We start from the raw sequence: 21,277 nt of genomic DNA, 5'->3' as shown, positions 1-21,277 counted from the left end.
AACTACATTCATGAGCAAAAAAGGCATCCTCCATCCCTGTTCACGTAAGTTTAGACTTCTCAATATATAAATCAATAATGCTTATGACTAGACCAAAATTCCTTTAACAAACAATGAGACACTATGCTTGTAGAACTCTTCCTCGGTGACGAATTGGGATTGATATTGCCGATGAATCAGCTCGCTCATCTGAAATCCGTAACACATCGAGAGAAAAGACATTGCGACAAGACGCTCATCCTGCCTGGCGATAACTTTTTTCTTCTGCAAGCGTTCAAAATATTCAACCAGCAAGGAGTGAAGTTTCGCCGGCGGATCGGCCAGCACTCTGTCTAATTCGGGAAGCATTCCTTTGTCGCGGATACCAATCAAAATGATGTCCGCATTTTTATGGAAGAACAAACGGTACTGCTGACTTACATTCAGCAGATCGACTTCCGGATTATCGGTCGCTTCCTCTTTTAACAGCTTCTCAAATTGCGGAATATCCGAATGTCTTTGAATGATGGCTTCCAATATCCCTTGCTTACTTCCGAATTGCCGGAAAATCGTAGATTCATTTACTTTAGCTTCCGTTGCAATGGCTTTGGTGCTTACACCCCGATAGCCATTCTTTTTGATGAGACGTGTCGCGGCTTCAATGATTCTGTCTGAAGTTTGCATTGTAGTTCTCCTTTTGCATATGTTAATCCTATTCTACTACAAGTTTTGCAGTCAGGTACCACTTGCGTGAGCATGCTCTTTTACTATCATATCGCATAGAATAAATGAAAGCAAGTACTCGCTTGCATTTATTCTTTTCATTCTCTATAATAATGACTTAGTCAGTATGCCTTATCCTAAAAACATATACGTAAAGGAGAATTTTTATGAAGTATGGACGTATTATCCAAAAACCTCGCGTTAAATTTTTTGAAGTCGCAGATGGCGTCTTTGCTGGTATTTCGCCGTATCGTGGGATCAGTTGGGCCAATGCCGGATTTATCAACAAGGGTGATGGGTTGGTGTATGACACATTCTTCGATTTGTTCCATGCGCGGGAAATGCGGGAGGTTTTTATGGAAGTAAGCAACGGCAGCTCTCCCGCATATGTGGTGAACTCGCACTATAACAGCGACCACGCCTGGGGAAACAAAGTGTTTGAAGATGCTTGTATTATTATGCACAAGGAAGCCTCCAGAGAGCGTCTCACCGAAAATATCGCTTGGATGGACAGCGTCATCAGAAGAGGAAAGAATTCTCCGGAATCGACTCCGGGTGAGCGGTTTTTTGCAGCGGAATTTGAAGGATTCGACCTGGAAGGCGTAGAATGGGTGCTCCCGAGTATTGAGATAAAGGACGATATCAACATCCGTCTTGGCGATACAGAAGTTATGATTCACAACGTAGCTCCAGCCCATTCTGATAGTGACTTACTGTTGTGGATGCCAAAAGAAAAAGTGCTGTTCGCTGGCGATGTCGTGTTTAATGGTTGTACGGCATACAGCGAAGAGGGAACTCTCAATTGGGTTAAAGTGCTTGATCGCATTATTGATGAAATTAAACCCGAAATCGTTGTTCCAGGGCATGGCGCCATTTGCGGCTTGGATTTCGTGAAGGAACAGCGAGACTACCTCTTGAACCTGATCAGCGAGTTCAACAAGCATTACAATGACGAAATCGATTCCTTGTCCCTGACCAAGCAAATGGATATTTCCCTCTTCCTTCATTGGATTCAGCCAGAACGCTTGTATGTTACAGTGGATATCCTATTGAAAAGCAAACGAGGGTTACCACCCCTTCCAATTTGGAACGAGGTGCCTGCTAAGCTGGAAGACATGAAAGCTTTTTTGGCTGGAAAATATGACAATCAGATCAAGCCATGGGACCCTATGAGTGTTTGGCAAGAATAGCAATTTACAGCTAACCTATGAAAACAAAAGAACCGCCCTGTCGCAAATGATGCGAACAGCGGCCGTTCTTTTGAATTGTTCCACGAAATTAAAAACGGTGCTTAGAAACGATTATGATAAAAAATGGAGAAGGACTATGACTTACTAGAGGGTATCCCCTCATTTGGATTGGAGAAGATTCCCGTTGTTGTTGGACTTATTATTCCAAATAACCTTCGGCAAGTTTCATCAAGGTTTCTTTGCTTACCTTATTCAAGTCTCCTTGTATAGTATAGGCGTATTTCACCTTTTTGTCTGGGCTCTCGTATACCCATTTCAGCTCGTGCCACTGCGAAGGACCAAATTCTGTATGCAGCATTTCTACACCCTTCACTTGAACCTTCTCCTGCTTAAATTCAACTTTCTCGTCAATATACGATGTTGGGTCGCTTTTCCCGCTCAGATTATTGATCATAACCCCGATTTTATCTTCGCCATTTTGATACGTAACATTGAGAAGAGAAAACTGATCTGTCATTTCAACAGACATCATTGCATAGCCCTTATTGGACTCTTCCGCCTGTTTTCTCAGCTTTTCTGCCATTTTCTTCTTTTCTTCCGAAGAAGGAGGATTCACTTCCTGAGCATTTTTAAAGATTACGTCCGCCTTTTGGAAAGTATAATTTCCATTGATGTTGTCTGCGATCTTAATGGATTTATCCGTAATCTTATCGCGCAATTGAGATGGATTGTAGAAGATAGTCAACTTCGTTCCAAGATCTGTTTGATGATTCGGGTTATTGGCAACCATATAAAACAGCCCTGCTTCCCCGTTCTTTAGCACCTTTTCCTTAAGTTCAAAAAATGCCTTGAAACGATCTGCCTCATCTTTCGATTCTGTTTTTACGCTCTATACAACGAAGAGCTCGACCCAAAATGTGACAGCAATAAAGATCATTACAATCTAAATCGAGCTTCGCAAGGAGCTTGTGTGGCCCTTTTCCGTTGGAATGTTTGTCCTTTTTTCGCCATGAAAATATCCCCTCCAAGTGTCACTCGAACCTCCATGATAACATGCAGGTTTTTTCGAGTGTCTACTTGAAGGGGATAATACCAAACAAGATCAACCTTTAGTTTTTATCTTAACCATTTTTTGAATCAATCGTGTATAAACCATCGGAATCTGAGAAGTGGCATTTGCAACAAGTTGATGTGTTTGGTCTATATTTACACTTCAACTTCTCCGATCATTTGCTGTTCGATTTGTTTCATCTCATAAAAATAGCCTTTTTGCCCCATCAACTCCGAATAGGACCCCGTTTCGACTACCCTGCCTTGGTCCATGACCACAATCTGGTCCATCTCTTCTAATCCGGTTAGCCGATGACAAATCAGGAGAAGCGTATCATTAGCCGCCTGTGCGTAGAGATGCTTCAATACGTGATGCTCTGTCACATAATCCAGCGATGAAGTTGGTTCGTCCAGAAGCCATACCCGTCCTTTGCGGAGCATCGCTCGCGCCATAGCCAACCTCTGCTTCTCGCCGTCTGACAGATTCTCCCCTTTTTCATACACCATATCGGTCAACGATGTATCGGGCAGCTGCATTTTAGCTAGCACATCCAACAATTGTTCGTCAGCGTGTTCTTCTCCATTTAGCAGCAGGTTGTCCCGAATCGTTCCCCGGAAGAAATGATTTTGCTGAAATACCACATTAGCCGTTTGCCAAATGCTCGTCTCGTCCAGTTCCTTCACCGAAATACCGTTTAATCGTATCTCGCCAGCCGTTGATGTTCGCAGTTTGAGCAGCAATTCGATAATTGTTGATTTTCCTGACCCACTCGGCCCGACTATTGCCGTTTTGGAGCCAGGTAAAATGTGCAGGGACATATCCCTGAGTGCCGGTCTCCACTCCCCTTCATATTGAAATGTAACATTGGATAGTTCCATCGTAACAGCATGATTAACAGGCAATGTGCCACTTGGTTGCGAAGACTGCTCATCAAAAGTCTGAACTGTTTCCGTCAGTCGTTTGGCTGCGTGTTCGCTATCCTCTTTATACGCGGGTAATGTGGCCATAGCCGCCGCTTCTTCAAATACAGTTTGTGATGCCATAACCAACATGGCAAGAAATACGCCTGCAAGCGCTCCTTCCATAATTAAATAGGCGCCGAGCGTCAGCACTCCCCAGGAAACGAGAAATGTAACAAAAGTATGCATCGATTGCCCGCGCAGCAAGTGCCCGGCTGCTCGTTGCTGTTCAGTTGCCAATACAGCGGAAGCATGCTGAAGCTGCTCCTCCCGCTGTGCCAATTGACCATATACTTTCAAATCCCGGAAACCGTACAACACTTCGGTAACTTCCGTGGACAGCTGCGCCCTCTGCTCACGAACGCGTCCATGTGTTCTCCGCTGCCCGAGTAACACAATTCCCGGTACAACGAATGCCGTTACCAGCATACCTATTACAAACAAAACGGCAATCCAGATCGAAAAGGTAGAAGTAAACAGCACCGTAGCCAAAAATACCATGACGACCATGATCGGAGGATAAGCGACTCGCAAAAAATAATTTTGCAAACTTTCCACATCCCCAACGATCCGCGCAAGCAGATCCCCGCTTCGATTTTTGTTCAATATACCAGGCGTTAAAGGAATAAGCTTGGCGAAAAAGGATGTACGTAAACGGCTAAGCATGGAGAAAGTCGCCCGGTGAGAATACAAGCGTTCTCCATAACGACTCGCCGCCCGAAGCAGACCCAGCAGTTTGACCATGGAGGTGAGTACAATTAAAGTATAAAGCGGTGGCGCAAATACCGTTTGTGAAATCAGATACCCGCTCGCAGAAAAGAGTGCCACACCGGCTATGCCGGCAATAAATCCACCCAAAATCGAAAGAATGATATCCTTGCGCTCCTGAATCATCGCCTTTGACAGAACAGCCAGTTCATTCATGAGGATATCCCCCCTTTCCGCTCTACATCAATCATCTCGGCATACTGAGGCAGGCGCTCCAGAAGCTCGTCATGTCGTCCCGAGTCCACCAACACTCCATTGTCCATAAACAAAATCTTGTCGGCTTGTTGAATCGTATATAATCGGTGAGCCACCGTAATCATCGTAGCCGTTTTTGCCAGTTTGGCTATGGAGCGTTGCAGTACCCGCTCGGTGTGCAAATCCAGTCCAACTGTGGGTTCATCAAACAAAATGATAGCAGGACGCTTCAAAAAAGCGCGTGCTAAGGCAAGCCGCTGCTTTTCCCCACCAGACAGTCCCCGGCCTCCTTCACCAACAAAGGTATCAAATCCATGCTCTAATTGGGCTGTAAGCGCAGCGAGTCCGGCTTCCTCCCCCGCCCGCTCAATTTCAGCTCTGGAGATGTTTCCACCAGCACCAATCGCAATATTTTCAGAAAATGTGCCTGCAAAAATATACGGATGCTGTGTAATGTAGCTAACATGTTCGAACCATTCGGTTTCATCGTATTGCGAGAGTGGACTTCCATTCACCAGAAGCGTACCCGATTCTGGTTTCAGCAGACCGGCAATGAGATGTAGCAAAGTCGTTTTGCCGGAACCGCTTTTGCCAACAATCGCAATGTGTTCTCCTGGACTAAGCTTGATCCGCCCCGTCTTAAGCTCGAAAGAATCTGGAGCATACTGAAACCGAAGTTGGTCAATTACGATAGACGGTGGTATTAAAAGGTCTCCGGAATGGGCAAGTTCCAGTTTGCTTATTCTGTCGGTCCTATCCCCGACCTTATCTATGCTGTCGATCTCGTCGATTCCATCGGTTGTTAATGCTCCTTCAATGCCATTAGCGTCCCTGCTCTCCCCTGCCGTTTCCTCAAGCATCTGTTCCACCTTACGAACCGCACCCATACTTGTCCGGCCGCTGTGAAAGGCTGTTCCCGTATTCTTTAACAGGTTGTAAAACTCGGGAACGAGCAGCAAAACGAAAAAGGCAGTGTGGAACGTCATAGCTTTGAAAACAAGCAACTGGATGGCCAGTTCGAGAGCCACAATACCAATGCTTAGCATCACGATTGATTCCAGCATGAAGGTATTCGTAAACGCAATCTTCAGAATACCCATCGTGGCATCACGATAACCCAAGCTACTGCGTTCAATCTCCTGTTGCTGACGGTGAGCCCGTCCGAATATTTTCAATGTCACCAGTCCTTGAAGAGAGTCCAGAAACGTCCCTGAAAACTCAGCGAGTTGCGCATATTTTTCTTGGGATTTGTTCTTCGTTTTCAGCCCTACCAAAATCATGAACAGCGGGATGAACGGAGCAGTAAACAATAGAATGAACCCCGTGTTGGCATGTTGGATAAATGTAACGACCAAAATCAGAACCGGGATGATAGCAGCTTCCATCATACGCGGCATGTATTGACTGAAATAACTATCAGCCTCATCCACAGCATCCAGAGCAATACTGACCTTCCCTCCCGTCTGTCCACTAAGGGTTGAAGGCATGGAAGCATGGGTCAAGTTTTGCAGCACGGCTGCGCGCATATTTGTCTTGGCAGCAGCTGCCATGTGCAAGCCAACTATACCGTTTCCATAGGACAATAGTGTGCGTACAGCCATAATAGCCAGAAGTATACCGAGCAACAGGATAACCGATGAAAATGAAGCTCTCTCCACAAAAATCCGTTGGACTGCTTCAGCAAGCAGTCCAGCCTGACTCACAATAGCTATACCAAGCCCGAGCGAAATGATTGCGAGGAGAGCCATGTTTTTCCTTTGTGAAGACATTTGTTGAGAAATCAGACTGGATTTCCTCTTCACAGATCACACCTCCTTTATATATAGGCTTGTAGGGAAACCTCAAACATGCCGTAATGGATTAATCAGCTTTATTTTTTCCCTTTTACATAATCCGCATCAAACAGGAAGAGTCTGAAGACCAGAATAAGGGATGGGATCAACAGGCATAGACCGCCGATAAACACAATAACTAACGCTAAGCCCATTGCTGGTGAAGTTGCACTGCTCTGAATCGTGATATACGGATCAAGAATATAAGGGTATTGCCCAATCCCATAAGCGAAAAAGGCACAGAAAAATTGCAACATGACGCATATAAAAGCTAATCCGTAACGGCGTCCGTTATATAACAGCCACATCGCGATCATGAAGAAAGCAACGGAAAGTGCCAGCAACCACCATAAATCCATCATATTTTGAAAATGCCGCTCATTGTGTTGACCCAAATAGATAAATGCTGTAAGTGCGAGGATTATCGTCGGTGTGCTCCAAAACAGGGCGTAGTTGCGCATCAGCTTCAACGCGGAATGATCCTCTGCCCGAGAAGCGTAAAATGTCAGAAATGAGCCGCTAATGAACAAAACGGACACAATTGCCAGTCCAACGATACTCCACGATAACGGATTGGTAAACAGCGCCCAGTAATCCAGAGAAACCGTCTCCCCCTGCTTCACGATAAAGCCGCCTTCAGACAAAGTTAGCGCCACTGACAACGATGCTGGAATAAGCAAACCTGTAGCTCCGTACAAAAAAAGATATACTATGTTTTTCTTGGAACCGTAATTTTCAAAAGCATAGAATGAACCGCGAATCGCAAGAAGAATCACTGCAATGCTTCCCGGAACAAGTAACGCAGAGCCATAATAATAGGCTGTGTCCGGAAAAAAACCGACGATGCCAATGTAGAAAAAGATAAAAAATACATTTGTAATTTCCCAAACGGGTGATAAATAACGCGAAATCAGACGATTAATGAGGTGATCCTGCTTCGTTAAACGGGCATAAAAGGCGAAGAAGCCCGCTCCGAAATCAATGGAAGCTATAATTAAATAGCCGTACAAAAACAGCCAGAGCACCGAGATGCCAATCAATTCGTAACTCATCATTCAGTGCCCCCCTTTTCCGTAGATTGATTAGGATGATCCTTCATCCATTTCTCCATCTCAGCTTCTGCCGGATTATTGTTGAACAAACGTCTTAGCACGATTACACACATACTGCCGAGAACGATGTACAAGAGCAATAAGGCGAAGAATATAATTCTTACATTCGGTGAAGACGTGGCCGCCTCCTCAACACGCATATATCCACGGATAATCCACGGCTGTCGGCCAACCTCTGCATAAAACCAGCCCAGCTCAACAGCCAGAAAAGCGAGGGGGGCGCTCAGTGCGATGATGCGAAGCATCCACTTGTTAAGCTCATTACGCTTTTTCCAGAACACAAACAGAAAATATAGGAACGAAATCGCGAGCAAAGTAAATCCGATTCCGACCATTAAATCAAACAGATAATGAACGAGAAGTGGTGGCCATTCTTCCTTGGGGAATTCCTCGAGCCCCGTCACCTCTGCATTAAAGTTTCCAAAGGCCAGGAAGCTGAGCAGCTTCGGAAGATGAAGAGCCCCTAGAACTTCATGCTCTGTATTCAGCCATCCCAATAGAACCAAATCCACCCTGCTACTCGTCTCAAAATGCCACTCTGCCGCTGCAAGCTTCTCTGGTTGATGCTCGGCCAAAAACTTGGCGGACACATCACCGGCTAACGTGTTCAGCAAACCGAATAGTAAAACGACCGCCATCATGAGATTTAAAGATTTTTTGTGGTATGCGGACACACCTTTTCTCAGCATCGCGAAGGCTGCAATCCCGGCTAACAAGGCAGCTCCTGTTAAATAGGCCGAGCTTAATACATGGAACACTTTGGAGAACGTCGCCGTATTCAGCATCGCTTGCACCGGGTTAATCGCTGTGAATTGGCCTGCTTCCATGACAAAGCCTTCAGGCTGGTTCATGAATCCGTTCACCGTCGTAATAAAAACGGCAGACATGCCTGCCCCGGCGACAATCGGTATCGTCAGCAGCCAATGGGTATATGGATTTTTGAACCGATCCCACGTATACAAATAAATGCCCAGGAAGATAGCCTCGAAAAAGAACGCGAACACCTCCATGAATAACGGAAGTGCAATGACATTCCCAGCCAGTTTCATAAAATTCGGCCATACCAGGGCCAGCTGTAGTGAAATCGCTGTACCGGTCACAACACCAACCGCCACAGAAATGACAAATCCTCGAGACCACCTCTTTGCCATAAGTGTATAATGGGGGTCTTTCTTCCGGATCCCGATGAACTCTGCTATAGCGATCATTAGCGGTATACCGACGCCAATCGTCGCAAAAATAACGTGGAACCCGAGAGTCAAGCCTGTCACTAGCCTGCTCCATAGCACCGTATCAATTGCCATTCTTTACTGCTCCCTTCAAAACTCTGTTCATTTTTCGTCTTAAGTTGATACTTATGATTAGGCCCGCTAACTGTAGGCTGCATTCAATATCAGGTTTAGCAAGGCTCAGCGACATCGTTTCCTGTTCTTTTTAGTATGACATTCCTCGTTCTTTGCTATGTAAAAAGAGAAATATTTCACAAAGCAAGAGTTGGCGAACCTGATTTACCTGTTACTGAGCAGTCAAATTAATAACGTGGCCTAATAATTAAAGTTATCTTATCTTAAATTTTAAGTATTTCAATCATCGACATCTCTTAATCCCTAAACGTTCAAGAAAGGGACAAATCTTTCTAACAACTCAGTGAATAACACAAAAAGCACCCGAAGGAGCTATTGATTGATTAGCGTATATGTGATGTCACAAGTTTCCTCCTACTTCGATGCTAACAAAAAAACGAAATTTTCTCATTTTAAGCCGTAATATACCCCCTTTTTGCAACAAAAAAACACTGACTTAAATCATCAGTGTTTTTGAATTCAAGCTAATTTCATCTTCGTCATGACAAATCTTGAACTGCCACCATCATTTAGTACGACCGTAGAAAAAAGAATACCCATCTGACTTCCCGAGTTTAGTCGTCTCCGTTCCGTCCACTAGCTTGACCGCTTTCAGCAACGATACAATTTGCGTATGCATTAGCTTTGCATCAAATTTGTCCATCTCTCTGTTGTCACTATCCACGAGCAGATAGTCGGGCATTGGAATGAATCCAATCACCGGTATCCCTGCTTCAAATAAGGGCTGACTCTCTCCAAACTCAAACTTGTTATGTCCACGCAATAATACAGTACGTGTGCTATCTGTCTTTTCAATAGCCTTCAGCCAAATGGCTGCCATCATTTCATTGCCTGCATACGTATATTCTGTACTTATTTGTCCAGTTGGACCATAATGACCCGTATCATCGTCCTTCCACTCCATGCTGCCTAAATGCTCAACCGTAATTCCAGCTACAGCTTTTAAATGACCATTCTTGCCATCCCACAGCTCTCGATGCCCCTCCATCCAGGTGGAAGTTGCCTGAGAGGACCCTTTGAACTCCGGTAATCTAAAATGTCCTGTCACAAAAGCGAAAATCATCGTACGTTCCGGCTGCTCCTGCTGTAAGTAACGAATCATAGACAGCATGCCCACAGCGCCATTCTCCTCCACTACATTTATCCCATCCGTATGGGTATTTACGATAATCGCTTCGTCTTTATTCTTACCGTCAATTTTCACATAAAAGGATTCTGTTGGGGCATCTTTTTGAATTTCCGCTTCTAAAATAACCGTACCTTCTTTATGCTCCTGAGCTGCGCTGATCACCTTTTTCCCTTCCGTTTCATTAACCCAGATTGCAGGGATTCCTGCATAATCGGTGGTAAAAGGCACATATTGCTCTTCAACCTTATCGTCAGATACCCCTTTCCAGACTAAAACAACAGCTTTTACGCCCATTTCCGTCGCTTGCTCCAATTTAGCTTCTTTTAAAGCTGTAGTGAGGACCAGATCGCCTTCATTTGGGGCAATTTGGTTGTCCATTGGAGATGAAGCCCGCATATTCATAACGATCCCACTTGGAAAATTTCTAAAATTCTCAATTTCAATGACAGCAATTTTTCCACTGGCCTGGCCATATTCACCACGCTTCGTATACACACACCAGCTCCCCTGTCACACCTTTTTCGTCAGTTTCCCCGGAATAGGGAAAAGCTGAAGAGACATGAATTGCCTGGTGATCAATCATTAAAGCACTGTTCTTTTCTTCCCATCGGTCAAAAGTATAGCGATCACGATATACTTGCAGCCCCATATCCGTTACCTGCTGCTCCAGCCAAGCAATAAACTGATTGTGACCCTCAGAGCCGGTTGTACGGCTTCCAAAAGAATTCATTACTTCAATATCTTTCAGCATCATTGCTGCAGAATCCAATTTACGTTCATCGATCGTCATAGCCGCATCAGCTGATAATGCCACAGGTGTTGTAATAGGTTTTGCATAGATTCCAATCCCCCAAAGTGCAGTAACGATAAGTGCAGTAATGCTGAATAACACTTTACGAACGGCTAGAAACGGAGTGACTCTTCTGCTCCCCGATTGCCCAAAGAGTCCTCTACATATGCCCGCTACGATCAGCAGCAGGATAGAAAGCGCAAGCAGCCAAAATTCTCTTGTTAGTAAGAATAGCCCTTCTGCCACCATCACACTAATAAAAACCACATGTACCTTCTCACGTTTCTTTAAAAGTAAAAAAGAGATGCCTAATTCTGCTAACAAAAAGATAATGGTCACGATCGAGATTACCGTTTCTTTGCCAATGAATACCGTAGCACAGAGTGCTAGGATCAAAAGCAGGACCGCTGACAATCGTCTATATAAGATTTCTAACATGACGCCCTCCCATTTTAACTAACGATTATTTTGACATTACATTTGTAATGCCTTATGGTTTTAGCATATTGAAAAGACTCATGAAAAACAATGAAACGAACATCAGAATGTACAAACGGAGGGGAAATGTCATCTCAAATCATGAATTATACAGTCCAAATACCTCTCAGCATCGTTCCAATAAAGAAACTAACCGTTTGACAAGAGAAGCCATCTGCACGGCATTAGTCTTCTTGATCCAGGAACAGTCTTTTAGTAAAATCACCATCACCGATATTGTGAAGCGCGCAGGGGTTTCTCGAACGGCCTATTACAACAACTATTCCTCCAAGCAAGAGATCCTGGTGGATTTGGTCGATTCGCTTATTTTCGAAATTAATCAAAAACTCTTACCTTACACCAATGAATTAACAGGCAAAGCTAAAGAACCTCAAAAATTTATCAAAGTGCTTTTCGAAGTTATTTTTCAGCAGCGGAACATCTACAAAGCACTGCAAAGCGCAAAGTTTGATGATGTAATTCTGGATTGCTTGAATGAAATGATGCTTTCTACTGCTCATGACAAAAGCGATGAGAATGTGTACCGAATATACTTTAAAGCGGGAGCCCTCTATAATGTTCTCCTTAAATGGATACAATCAGACTTTGCAAAATCCATTGACGAAATGACCAAAATTTGTCTTGAGGTATACCATACTCCAATGTCCCAGGAATAAGGTTTAAAAATCGTGTTTATAAATGAAAAAACAAAGAAACCACGGAACCAAGTTCGGCTCCGCAGTTTAATTATCAACCCTACTATTGAATTTGAATTTGTTTCATATACTCTTTGAATGCCTCAGCGATTTCTTTATATTTTGTATGATGCAGATAATGTGAACCTTCCATTGGGATCATTTTGCCCTGTGCGGATTGTTTGACTTGCTCCTCATGCAGTGGAATCCACTGTTTATTGTGCTCGTTATTCGATTGAACGAAGAGAAGCAACGGCAAGTCATTTGGCATTGTGATTTTTTCTCCATTTTTGAAATTGGAACCGAGGTGGCTCAGTTCATTCATCAATGTTGGGTTGGTCGCGACTTGATTTGATATCAAACGCATCTGTTCTTTGGTATGCTCATCGAATGCAAGCGATTCATACGGATCTCCGCTCACTTTTTGGACCAATCTCATTAGCCCTGATTTTTGAAGAAACTGCATGGCTTTCAAAGGTAGTTTGACATCCATTCCGGGTTGATTGGGAACGCTGCTATCGATGCCGACAAAAGCAAGAACTTCATCCGGATAAGTATTCACATAGGTCGCTCCGTATAGTCCCGCGATGGAATGTCCCATTAGAATGTAACGGTCTACACCCAGTTGCTGCAAAGCTTCGTGAACCTCACTTACTATATTCTCAGTCGTTCTTTCCTTCTCGGTTTCATCGCTCAAACCATAACCGAAAGGCTCGACCACCACGACTTTGTAATTAGGGGTAATCTCATCGATCAGCAATTTGAAATCAAGTGCAGGTGTCGGGGTTCCTTGTCCTGGTAGGAGTACAACCGTTTGTTCTCCGCTGCCTTGAATAAGCACATTCATCTTTTTCCCATCCACATTGACATACTGGCCATACGATTCGATTTTCTTTTTCTCTACCCCGTCGCTGATTGCATCAACGATAAAAACGATGCCCATGAACAACACTAGCGCCCCTACAATACCTCCGATTATTTTTAACCATAGGTTCCGTTTCTTGTGGCTCTTAGTCCCAGTTGTTTTTATTTCCACCTTATTTGCCACGTTGATCTCTTCCCTTCCTTGTCCCTGTATCTGAAGTGCCGCCTTGACGACATATTCAAAGTGTAATCAATCAAGATGTACTCTTCGTGACGACAATATGAACGGAATATGAACAAGCCAAAAAAGAGGTTTTAGATCAACATCAAATCGGAAATGAAATAATGTTCTTGTCCTTTACTCAAAAAGCAGCGCCTCTCATTTAGAGGATCGCTGCTTTTTATTGTTACTTCATTTAATTATGTGTAGGTTCTCACTATTATATTATTTTTCAGCACAAATCATGAACATCGGTGTTGACCGGTTTAAGACTTGCTGTTTCTCATCCAGTACTTTGGCGTTCAAATTCTCTTCAGCAAAAATAGTGGTGAATCCTTCTTCCTTGAGAGTCCGTATATCCCATTCGGGACGCCACTCTCTGGTCAGTGGCAATACAAGACTCAGACGGTCTGTCTCCTCTATGTCCTTATGATGCGGGAGCTCACCAAAGCCCTTATCTACATAGACTTTCTGATCCTCTACTCGCTTTTGCTGCATCTCTTCGTCCCAGAGATGGCGATTCCAGTTGGCATCAAAAACCAGTAGCCGTCCCCCAGGCTTAAGTACTCTTTTCCACTCTTTGTAAGCTGACTGCGGATCGGTAAGGCTCCAGGTAACATTGCGGCACACGATCAGATCGAAATTCTCCGCAGCAAAGTCAAGCTTGTGCGAATCCATCTTGCGGAAAGTAACGGTGACACCTTCCCGACTGGAGTGGGAACGTGCTTCTTCCAGCATATTGTCGGTACAATCGATCGCAGTAACCAGATGCCCGGCACTTGAGAGAATCACAGAGAAGAAGCCAGGCCCGCAGCCAATATCTAGAACCTGCAATCTTTCCTTCTGTGGTGCGTTAGCGAGGATAAGCTTCAGCCAGGCCTCCCGCTGGAATCCGTTCAGTTCCTTCTGAATGCCTTCGCTGTACAGCTAGGCTTCGCCTTCCCAATACATTTCCACCTCTTGTTGTGTACCCATTTATCATTCACCCTTCTTGGCAAGTATCATGAACCGGTTTACATTCTGGTAACCGTATTTCAAAAAATCGAGCGGCATCTCACGGGCAGAGATAAAGTTCCGGTGAACATCTATGCTGCGGAACCCGGCCTGTTTCAGCGCTTTCCCGTCAGCTTCAGGCCGTTGTACATTAACAAATGGCAACTCGCTTAGCAGGTTTTTATCTTGACTGCTTCGCTGGCGGATTCTTTGTTCTGTGAGAAGAATCAGTGTCCAGGACAAGGCATACCAAAGTCTATGGAATACAGTCTTGCTCTCTTTATATAAATAGTTGCCGTCAAAAATAATCAGAGTCCCGCCCGGTTTTAGAATCCGATGCCATTCAGCATAAGCCCTCTGTGGATCAGGCAGCGTCCATACTACATCCCTGCAGACCACTGCATCAAAGCTATTCTCTAGCTCCATATGCAAGTCGGCAGCATCAGCGACATAAGCTGGAACTTTGTATCCATAACTCTCAAAATTTCGTGAAGCTCTATCTATCATTCCCTGAGAGGCATCCACCGCTGTAGGCAGATGACCCATCTGTGATAAGAGTATGGAGAAAAAGCCAGGTCCTGTTCCCACATCCAGCACCTTTTGCTGGGGAGTTGTTCCCAACCCTTTAATAAGCAGCTGTTTCCAGAGGTTTATAGTTTTTTTACTGCGGAATTGAGTCTGTATGACTTTGTCATAACTCTCCGAGCTTGATGTCCAGTATTTCGAAATCTCTTTTAACATCATTTTTCTCCTATGTCGAGTAGATTCCAGAAGACCGGCATAAAGGTGGAGTACCCCGGTTTAAATCCAGTCACTCTATTATTAACTGCCAAGATATCGTCAGGGAAATAAATAGCTGCAAACATAGCCTCCTGATACAATTTGGAAAAAATGGAGTCATATGCGGTCTGACGTTCCTGAATATCGGTTGTTCCTACTGCTGTGTCAATTTGAGATTCTAGTGCAGGATCAGACCATACCACAGCAGATGCATCAGCTGTTTTATGAAATAAGGAGAGCAAGAATGCATGCGGATTATAGGCATCGTCATAAGTCCGGTACATAATTAGATCAGAGGCTTTGCTTGTCCATAAGGCATCGTAATAGGCATTCGGCTCAAGAACCTGAAGATTCACTCTAATGCCAATCTCCTTTAACTCAGACTGAACCAGTTCACTGATGGACTTCCATTCGGGATATTCAGCCTGCTGCAGCACGAAATTAAGCTCAAGCTGCGCTCCGTCCTTCTGTACCATTCCATCTCCGTCCGAATCCGTGTAACCGGCAGTTGCTAGCAGCTGCTTCGCTTCCAGCGGATCGAAGCCGTACCAGGTATTATTGGATTCCGTCACATAAGGAACCGTCAACGGGAACAGACCTTGGGCTTCACTGCCGATACCGTCCATAAGATCATCGACAATGCTTTTTTTATTAATTGCCAAATTGATAGCTTTGCGCACATTCAGATCTTGAAGTGCGGGCGTTTTGTAGTTAAAGATCAAGAAATGAGAGTTTGTTCCTTGTGATTTTTGCAAGGTCAGTGAAGAATCCGCTTCAATCACTGGCACGCTTTCGACTGGAATCTTTCCCATTTGTCCCCCGGCAATGTCAACATCTCCAGCTTGCAGCGCTAGTACTCTGGACTGTGGATCAGGGATTACCTTTAAAATAATTTTCGACAGCTTCGGCATTTCTCCCCAATAATTCGGATTTCTGACGAGTACGGCTTCCTGATCTGTTTTGTAGCTCTCAGCCATCCATGCGCCAGTTCCAATCGCTTTGATGAATTTACCCGTAATATCTCCTGCGGGTTCCACAGCGGAAGGGCTGATAATTCGGACCGGTCTTGCAAAGGATAACTCGGTTAAGAAGGGATAATACGCTTTGTTGAATGTCATTGTAATCGTATGTTCGTCCACAACAACAAGGGATTGCATCGCAGTTGCCACATTTAACGAATTGGCTGGATCCTTAATCCATCGTTCGAAGGAGAATTTAACCGCGTCGGCATTGAACTCCGTACCGTCAGAGAATTTGACGTCATGGCGAAGATGGAACGTATATACTTTCCCATCTTCTGAAATATCCCAAGACTCCGCAAGCGACGGCAGTATTTCGCCTTTTTCACCATACTCCACTAACCCCTCATATATCATCGCGTGCACATTCATCGAACCATCATAGGCACCGGCATCCAATCGGTCTATACCGGCATCGGACGATATAGCAACAGTGACTGTCTTGTCCTGAGCTTCAGATCCTTGTGCAGCTTCATTATTGGCGGTATTATTGGCTCTAGCCGTAGAATTGCTGTTATTACTGTTACCGCAACCTGATATCACCATAACTACCACAAGAAGCATAAAGAATAACGATTTTGATAATAGGCTTTTTGTCTTAAGGTTCGTTCTCATTCTTGGTACATCCTTTCTCTACTTAACATCATAGGAATGGCTGGGTTGCCACTCTGTGCCCAGTCTCTTCTTCCTTAAGCGGGGGTCCTGCACGGGTACCGAAGAGAGTAATGTTCTTGTATAAGGGTGGTCTGCTTGCTGCAACATAGTTGCACCTGATTGCTTCTCTACTATTTCCCCTTGACACATCACTGCCACACTGTCGCAAAAACGATTTACAACTGACAAGTCATGTGTAATGAATACATAGGATAATCCCAGCTCATGCTTCAACTCCTGCAGCAGACCCATCATTTGCTTTCGCAGGGTGACATCGAGACTCGAGAAAGGTTCATCACAGATAATCAGCTCCGGCCGCAAGGAGATCGCTCGTGCAATTCCGACCCTTTGCTGCTGTCCGCCGCTGAGTTCATGCGGATAGCGGTGAATATGCCGCCGTTCAAGTCCCACAAGCTCAAGTGTGTCTGCTACCGTGGCCCTGCGGGCTCCAGCCTTCCTCTCTCCATAGTTTCGAAGAGGCTCCCCGATAATCTGCTCTACCGTAAACAACGGATTAAATGAAGCCAGACTGTTCTGAAACACCATCTGCATCTTCCTGCGGATCATGCGCATTTCGCTGAAGCTCCAGTCCGTATAATCCTCGTTCCGGTACATAACTCTTCCGGAGGATGGTTTCTCCAGTCCCAGCAGAAGTCTGGCCAAAGTGCTCTTACCACAGCCACTTTCCCCCACTAATCCAAGGGTTTCGCCGCTCTCCAGACTGAGAGACAGGTTGTTGACGGCATGAACACTTCTGGCATTACGTGTGAACCACCCCCTTTCCATCCCATATTTCTTGTTCAGGCTTACCGCTTCCAATAACTTCAAGATCACCACGTCCCTGAAAAATGTAATATTACCGTTGTTATCTGCACTCCATTAAGTATTTAGTATAGGGATGCACGGGATTAGAAAAGAGTTCAAACACATTGCCTGATTCCACGATCTTCCCGGACTTCATCACATATACATAATCTGCAAGCTCCGCAACAACGCCTAGATCATGGGTAATTAATAGGATGCCGACATTGTTCGTCCATCTGATTCGGTCCAGCTCTTTAAGAATCTGGGCTTGAATGGTTACATCCAATGCCGTTGTAGGCTCATCTGCAATTAATAATTTTGCACCGGATACCAGTGCGATGGCAATCATTACTCTTTGACACATACCACCGCTAATTTGAAAAGGATATTTATTGAAAAGTAAATCAGGATCGCTGAGCCCTGCTTGCTCCATCTGCTTCATGGCAAGTAATCTTGCTTCTTTTCCCGACACCCGCTTATGCAGTTTAATCGTCTCCGTGATCTGCCTGCCAATAGTAAGTACCGGATTCAGCGCGTTCATAGGATCTTGAAAGATTACGGCCATTTCTGTTCCCCGAAGTTTCCGTAACTGACGGCTGGAGCACTCACGAAGATTGTTACCCTTAAGCCAGATTTCTCCACTCTCAACTAAGCCTGGAGAATCTAATAATCCTAATATGGACATTGCCGTAACACTTTTACCGCTGCCGCTCTCACCTACAAGTGCGACAATCTGCCGGGATTTCACCTCGATACTGACATCATCAACTGCCGTAACTTTATAACTGCCTGTGTGAAAGCAGGTGCGTAAATGACTGACCTTCAGCAGTGGAGACTCTGCCATCATGTTCTGGCCCCCCACTTCACTGCAGAATCGAAAACACGCTCTGGTTGTCGCAAGCCATCTCCCAACAGATTAAAGCCCAGAACCGCCAGCATGATCATCATTCCCGGAAATAGCATCAACCGTGGCTCCGTTTGAATATAGGCACGGCTGTCGTTCAGCATTACTCCCCATTCCGGTGTAGGCGGCTGAGCTCCCAAACCCAGAAAGGACAAACCCGCAATGGAGAGCATAATCGTACCCACTTCCATAGAAGCAAGAACCAGAATAGGCCGGGCTGCGTTCAGCAGAATATGCCTGAAAATAATTTGTAAATGAGAAGTGCCTGACGCTTTGGCCGCTGTAATATATTCACTTTCCTTGATTTGAAGGACCATGCTGCGTATCACTCTGGCATACCCCGTCCACCAGACAGCAGCAAATGCGATTAGCAGATTCTTCATACTGGGACCTAGCATGGCTGTAATCGCAAGGGATAGGATTAAGCTGGGAAAGGCAAGCAATATATCTATGATCCGCATAATCAAATGATCGATCTTGCCGCCAGCGTAACCCGCCAGTAAACCAACAGGGATGCTAATCGCAAAAACAACGATCAACACCATAAACGAATAATTCAGGGAGGTTCGGGTCCCATAGATTAATCGGGATAAGACACAGCGTCCCAGATGATCCGTACCGAGCGGGTATTGCCAGGAAGGCATAGCCAGTTTGTGTTCCATGTGAATCTGCAGCGGATCGGAAGGTGAAAGCCATGGGGCAAAGAGTCCAACGCATATGAACAAAAGTACTATGCCCGCTCCTAACCTTGCTCCCTCATTCTTAATTAAGCTAATACGAAATATGACAATCCGCTCCTTCTAAATCGTCACCGCAGCCTGATTCGCGGATCCAGCAGCAGATGTAATAAATCCACTGTCAAGTTAATCAGGACAACGACAACAGCCATCCATAATACGTAACCCTGAATGACAATATAGTCTTTCGCAAAAATCGCCTCAATGGCATACTTACCGATTCCCGGCCAAGAAAATATAGTTTCAACAATAACGGAACCGCCCAATAGCCCCGCTATGTTAACTCCAAGGAGGGTAAGACTCGGAAGAAGCGCATTACGAAGTGCATGCCGAATGATTATTCTCCATTCCTGCAGCCCCTTAGCTCTAGCTGCTGTGATGTACCGCTTGCCCAAAACGTCTAGAAGACTGGAACGAATCAAGCGGATGTAGACTCCTGCCATTCCAAATCCTAGTGTGAGGGCAGGTAGAATGACACTGGATACCCCATCCATTCCCATCACAGGAAATAGCTTAAACTTCACCGCACCATAATAAATTAGGAGCAGACTTAGCCAGTATCCCGGCATTGAAACACTGAGCAGTGCACATACTCTTCCCAGTCGATCAAGCAATTTACCCGGATATAGTGCAGATCCCACTCCTATAGGCAAGGCAATAAGAATAGCGGACAATACGGAACAGGCACTGAGCAGTATAGTTGCCGGAAAGCGACTCATTAGCTCTGTGAATACTGGACGACCGCTGCTGTAAGATAGGCCTAAATCGAGATGGGACACCCGGTTCAACCAATGAAAATATTGCTTATGTACAGGACCATCCAGACCAAGTGCATGTCTGGTCACCTCAATAGCTTCCTGCGTGGGTTTAATGCCGTCAGCACGCAGCATGATCTCCGCTGGATCACCTGGCGTTAAGTGCATCAGCGCAAAGGTAATGCAAGAGATACCGAGCAGCACGGGGATGAGCTGCAATAAGCGTTGCAACAAGTATCGATTGATGGCATTCAACTCCAAGATCTTAATCGTAATAATTACGATTATAGCATAATCTTTTTAAATTAATAGTCTTAATTTGATTTATTTCATGTAGGACATAAAAAAATCAACCCATATTAAATGAGTTGATCTTTAAACATTTGGCCTCTGCACAGTCGCAACTTTTTTTTGCAATAATATTGTCAAATCCTTAATAATCATGTCATTATAAGTAGGTTCATATTAAAAATAACAATAAAGGAAGTGTGTATTTGAATCGGTTCAATTTAGTCCTCATCTATGTTTTATCCATCATGATAGCTTTTCTTTTAGGAATTTACGTGGCCCCTAGCGTTGAAACACGCTTGAATGGGCAGAATGTGGCAAGTAATCCCGTTATCGAAGAAATACCACCTAGTACCGCAGATAAAGCTGCTATTGCTGCTGAATCCAACACTACTGGGTCCAATTCTATTGAATCAGATCCTACTGAATCAGATCCTACTGAATCAGATCCTACTGAATCTTCACCTTCCCCGGAAGCCGTTGTCTTGGAAGATATGCCTTCGGACGATGATACCGGACCCGCCGGTGATGAAGCTGAAGATCTGCCAGCAGCAGATACCCCATCCGGGCAAGGGATTGGTGCGCCATTAGAATTCAAGTATAGTACGAACTCTGCCGATGCTGTTAAGCTGACCTGGGAAGCTGACAACTTAACCGGTAAAAGGATCAATTATTACACAGCCCACATCAGCACGTTTAATCCAGTAGGCGATCCTTCCAATGATCAGCTGAACGGCAAGAGCAGCTTTTCGCTTAAATATGTGGGGCCGGTTGAGCCCAATGATACTTTATTTATTTTCAGTGATTTTACATATCAGAATACAATACATACGATTATTATTGACCAGCTCACACTTCAATATGATGATGGTACTATCGAGACCTTCGACTATGGTTACGAAACTACCGATGATAGCGGCCTATAATCCATATGATTTGCAGCCCTGGTGCGAACCAGAGCTTTTTGCGAGGCACAATGAACTAATGGTAATGTA

General features: G+C 44.7%; 19 protein-coding genes. 3 read left to right on the top strand and 16 right to left on the bottom strand.

The features are described from left to right. Positions 1–87: 87 nt before the first annotated feature. Positions 88–663: a TetR/AcrR family transcriptional regulator gene (locus tag NSS82_RS17435; RefSeq protein ID WP_076273214.1), complete on the bottom strand. Its 576-nt coding sequence runs from the start codon at positions 661–663 to the stop codon at positions 88–90. Between the two features lie 206 nt (positions 664–869). Between NSS82_RS17435 and NSS82_RS17430 the strand changes: the two genes are divergently transcribed. Next, the gene (locus NSS82_RS17430; RefSeq protein WP_076273213.1) at positions 870–1,892 is read left to right on the top strand and encodes an MBL fold metallo-hydrolase; all 1,023 of its coding nucleotides are present in this window, start codon (positions 870–872) and stop codon (positions 1,890–1,892) included. Positions 1,893–2,091: 199 nt separating this feature from the next. On the opposite strand, the gene NSS82_RS17425 is transcribed toward NSS82_RS17430, so the two are convergent. The 7 genes from NSS82_RS17425 to NSS82_RS17395 all read right to left on the bottom strand — a co-directional run bounded on the left by NSS82_RS17425 (position 2,092) and on the right by NSS82_RS17395 (position 11,530). Further along, positions 2,092–2,682, bottom strand: a complete 591-nt coding sequence (locus tag NSS82_RS17425) for a hypothetical protein (protein ID WP_076223699.1) — start codon at positions 2,680–2,682, stop codon at positions 2,092–2,094. A 416-nt stretch (positions 2,683–3,098) separates the two neighbouring features. Further along, on the bottom strand, positions 3,099–4,826 hold the full coding sequence (gene cydC / locus NSS82_RS17420) for a thiol reductant ABC exporter subunit CydC (RefSeq protein ID WP_076273212.1): 1,728 nt from the start codon (positions 4,824–4,826) through the stop codon (positions 3,099–3,101). Beyond that, the gene (gene cydD / locus NSS82_RS17415; protein ID WP_076273211.1) at positions 4,823–6,667 is read right to left on the bottom strand and encodes a thiol reductant ABC exporter subunit CydD; all 1,845 of its coding nucleotides are present in this window, start codon (positions 6,665–6,667) and stop codon (positions 4,823–4,825) included. Before cydD ends, cydC begins: the two co-directional genes overlap by 4 nt. 68 nt (positions 6,668–6,735) lie before the next feature. Beyond that, complete coding sequence (locus tag NSS82_RS17410; RefSeq protein WP_076143652.1) at positions 6,736–7,752, bottom strand: cytochrome d ubiquinol oxidase subunit II; 1,017 nt, start codon at positions 7,750–7,752, stop codon at positions 6,736–6,738. Beyond that, entirely contained in the window at positions 7,749–9,113 is a 1,365-nt protein-coding gene (locus NSS82_RS17405) for a cytochrome ubiquinol oxidase subunit I (protein WP_076273210.1), read from the bottom strand. Before NSS82_RS17405 ends, NSS82_RS17410 begins: the two co-directional genes overlap by 4 nt. A gap of 565 nt (positions 9,114–9,678) precedes the next feature. After that, on the bottom strand, positions 9,679–10,797 hold the full coding sequence (locus tag NSS82_RS17400; protein ID WP_076273209.1) for a hypothetical protein: 1,119 nt from the start codon (positions 10,795–10,797) through the stop codon (positions 9,679–9,681). Then, positions 10,778–11,530, bottom strand: coding sequence for a hypothetical protein (locus tag NSS82_RS17395; RefSeq protein WP_076273208.1), 753 nt, complete (start codon positions 11,528–11,530; stop codon positions 10,778–10,780). The genes NSS82_RS17400 and NSS82_RS17395 overlap by 20 nt, the downstream gene beginning before the upstream one ends. Positions 11,531–11,610: 80 nt before the next feature. Here NSS82_RS17395 and NSS82_RS17390 point away from each other — a divergent pair, with 80 nt between their 5' ends. Beyond that, entirely contained in the window at positions 11,611–12,246 is a 636-nt protein-coding gene (locus NSS82_RS17390) for a TetR/AcrR family transcriptional regulator (protein WP_326047185.1), read from the top strand. 82 nt (positions 12,247–12,328) lie between these two features. Here the strand turns inward: NSS82_RS17390 and NSS82_RS17385 are convergent, their stop codons facing one another. The 8 genes from NSS82_RS17385 to nikB form a co-directional block, all read right to left on the bottom strand. Further along, positions 12,329–13,312 (bottom strand): alpha/beta fold hydrolase, encoded by a 984-nt coding sequence (locus tag NSS82_RS17385; protein ID WP_038571303.1) that lies wholly within the window; start codon positions 13,310–13,312, stop codon positions 12,329–12,331. 261 nt (positions 13,313–13,573) lie between these two features. Further along, a complete protein-coding gene (locus NSS82_RS17380) occupies positions 13,574–14,248 on the bottom strand; it encodes a class I SAM-dependent methyltransferase (RefSeq protein WP_256718566.1) in 675 nt (224 codons plus the stop codon). A gap of 78 nt (positions 14,249–14,326) precedes the next feature. Beyond that, entirely contained in the window at positions 14,327–15,082 is a 756-nt protein-coding gene (locus NSS82_RS17375; protein ID WP_076273207.1) for a class I SAM-dependent methyltransferase, read from the bottom strand. Then, positions 15,082–16,755, bottom strand: coding sequence for a nickel ABC transporter substrate-binding protein (locus NSS82_RS17370; RefSeq protein WP_076273206.1), 1,674 nt, complete (start codon positions 16,753–16,755; stop codon positions 15,082–15,084). Before NSS82_RS17370 ends, NSS82_RS17375 begins: the two co-directional genes overlap by 1 nt. 18 nt (positions 16,756–16,773) lie before the next feature. Next, positions 16,774–17,631 (bottom strand): ATP-binding cassette domain-containing protein, encoded by an 858-nt coding sequence (locus tag NSS82_RS17365; RefSeq protein ID WP_341109839.1) that lies wholly within the window; start codon positions 17,629–17,631, stop codon positions 16,774–16,776. A gap of 28 nt (positions 17,632–17,659) precedes the next feature. Then, positions 17,660–18,445, bottom strand: coding sequence for an ABC transporter ATP-binding protein (locus NSS82_RS17360; RefSeq protein WP_076273204.1), 786 nt, complete (start codon positions 18,443–18,445; stop codon positions 17,660–17,662). Continuing rightward, positions 18,442–19,278 (bottom strand): nickel transporter permease, encoded by an 837-nt coding sequence (gene nikC, locus NSS82_RS17355; RefSeq protein WP_370511314.1) that lies wholly within the window; start codon positions 19,276–19,278, stop codon positions 18,442–18,444. The genes NSS82_RS17360 and nikC overlap by 4 nt, the downstream gene beginning before the upstream one ends. A 32-nt stretch (positions 19,279–19,310) precedes the next feature. Further along, positions 19,311–20,225, bottom strand: a complete 915-nt coding sequence (gene nikB / locus NSS82_RS17350; RefSeq protein ID WP_341109838.1) for a nickel ABC transporter permease — start codon at positions 20,223–20,225, stop codon at positions 19,311–19,313. Between the two features lie 263 nt (positions 20,226–20,488). Here nikB and NSS82_RS17345 point away from each other — a divergent pair, with 263 nt between their 5' ends. Next, the gene (locus tag NSS82_RS17345; protein WP_076273202.1) at positions 20,489–21,208 is read left to right on the top strand and encodes a hypothetical protein; all 720 of its coding nucleotides are present in this window, start codon (positions 20,489–20,491) and stop codon (positions 21,206–21,208) included. Positions 21,209–21,277: the final 69 nt, after the last annotated feature.

The organism is Paenibacillus sp. FSL H7-0735 (genome assembly GCF_038008505.1).
In the GTDB taxonomy this organism is placed as follows: Bacteria; Bacillota; Bacilli; order Paenibacillales; family Paenibacillaceae; genus Paenibacillus_AQ; species Paenibacillus_AQ odorifer.
This window is presented reverse-complemented; position numbering and strand designations above follow the sequence as displayed.

Coding starts and splice junctions, on each gene's coding strand:
- NSS82_RS17435 (WP_076273214.1), bottom strand. CDS start 663: ATGCAAACTTCAGACAGAATCATTGAAGCCGCGACACGTCTCATCAAA.
- NSS82_RS17430 (WP_076273213.1), top strand. CDS start 870: ATGAAGTATGGACGTATTATCCAAAAACCTCGCGTTAAATTTTTTGAA.
- NSS82_RS17425 (WP_076223699.1), bottom strand. CDS start 2,682: ATGGTTGCCAATAACCCGAATCATCAAACAGATCTTGGAACGAAGTTG.
- cydC (WP_076273212.1), bottom strand. CDS start 4,826: ATGAATGAACTGGCTGTTCTGTCAAAGGCGATGATTCAGGAGCGCAAG.
- NSS82_RS17410 (WP_076143652.1), bottom strand. CDS start 7,752: ATGATGAGTTACGAATTGATTGGCATCTCGGTGCTCTGGCTGTTTTTG.
- NSS82_RS17405 (WP_076273210.1), bottom strand. CDS start 9,113: ATGGCAATTGATACGGTGCTATGGAGCAGGCTAGTGACAGGCTTGACT.
- NSS82_RS17395 (WP_076273208.1), bottom strand. CDS start 11,530: ATGTTAGAAATCTTATATAGACGATTGTCAGCGGTCCTGCTTTTGATC.
- NSS82_RS17390 (WP_326047185.1), top strand. CDS start 11,611: ATGAAAAACAATGAAACGAACATCAGAATGTACAAACGGAGGGGAAAT.
- NSS82_RS17375 (WP_076273207.1), bottom strand. CDS start 15,082: ATGTTAAAAGAGATTTCGAAATACTGGACATCAAGCTCGGAGAGTTAT.
- NSS82_RS17370 (WP_076273206.1), bottom strand. CDS start 16,755: ATGAGAACGAACCTTAAGACAAAAAGCCTATTATCAAAATCGTTATTC.
- NSS82_RS17360 (WP_076273204.1), bottom strand. CDS start 18,445: ATGATGGCAGAGTCTCCACTGCTGAAGGTCAGTCATTTACGCACCTGC.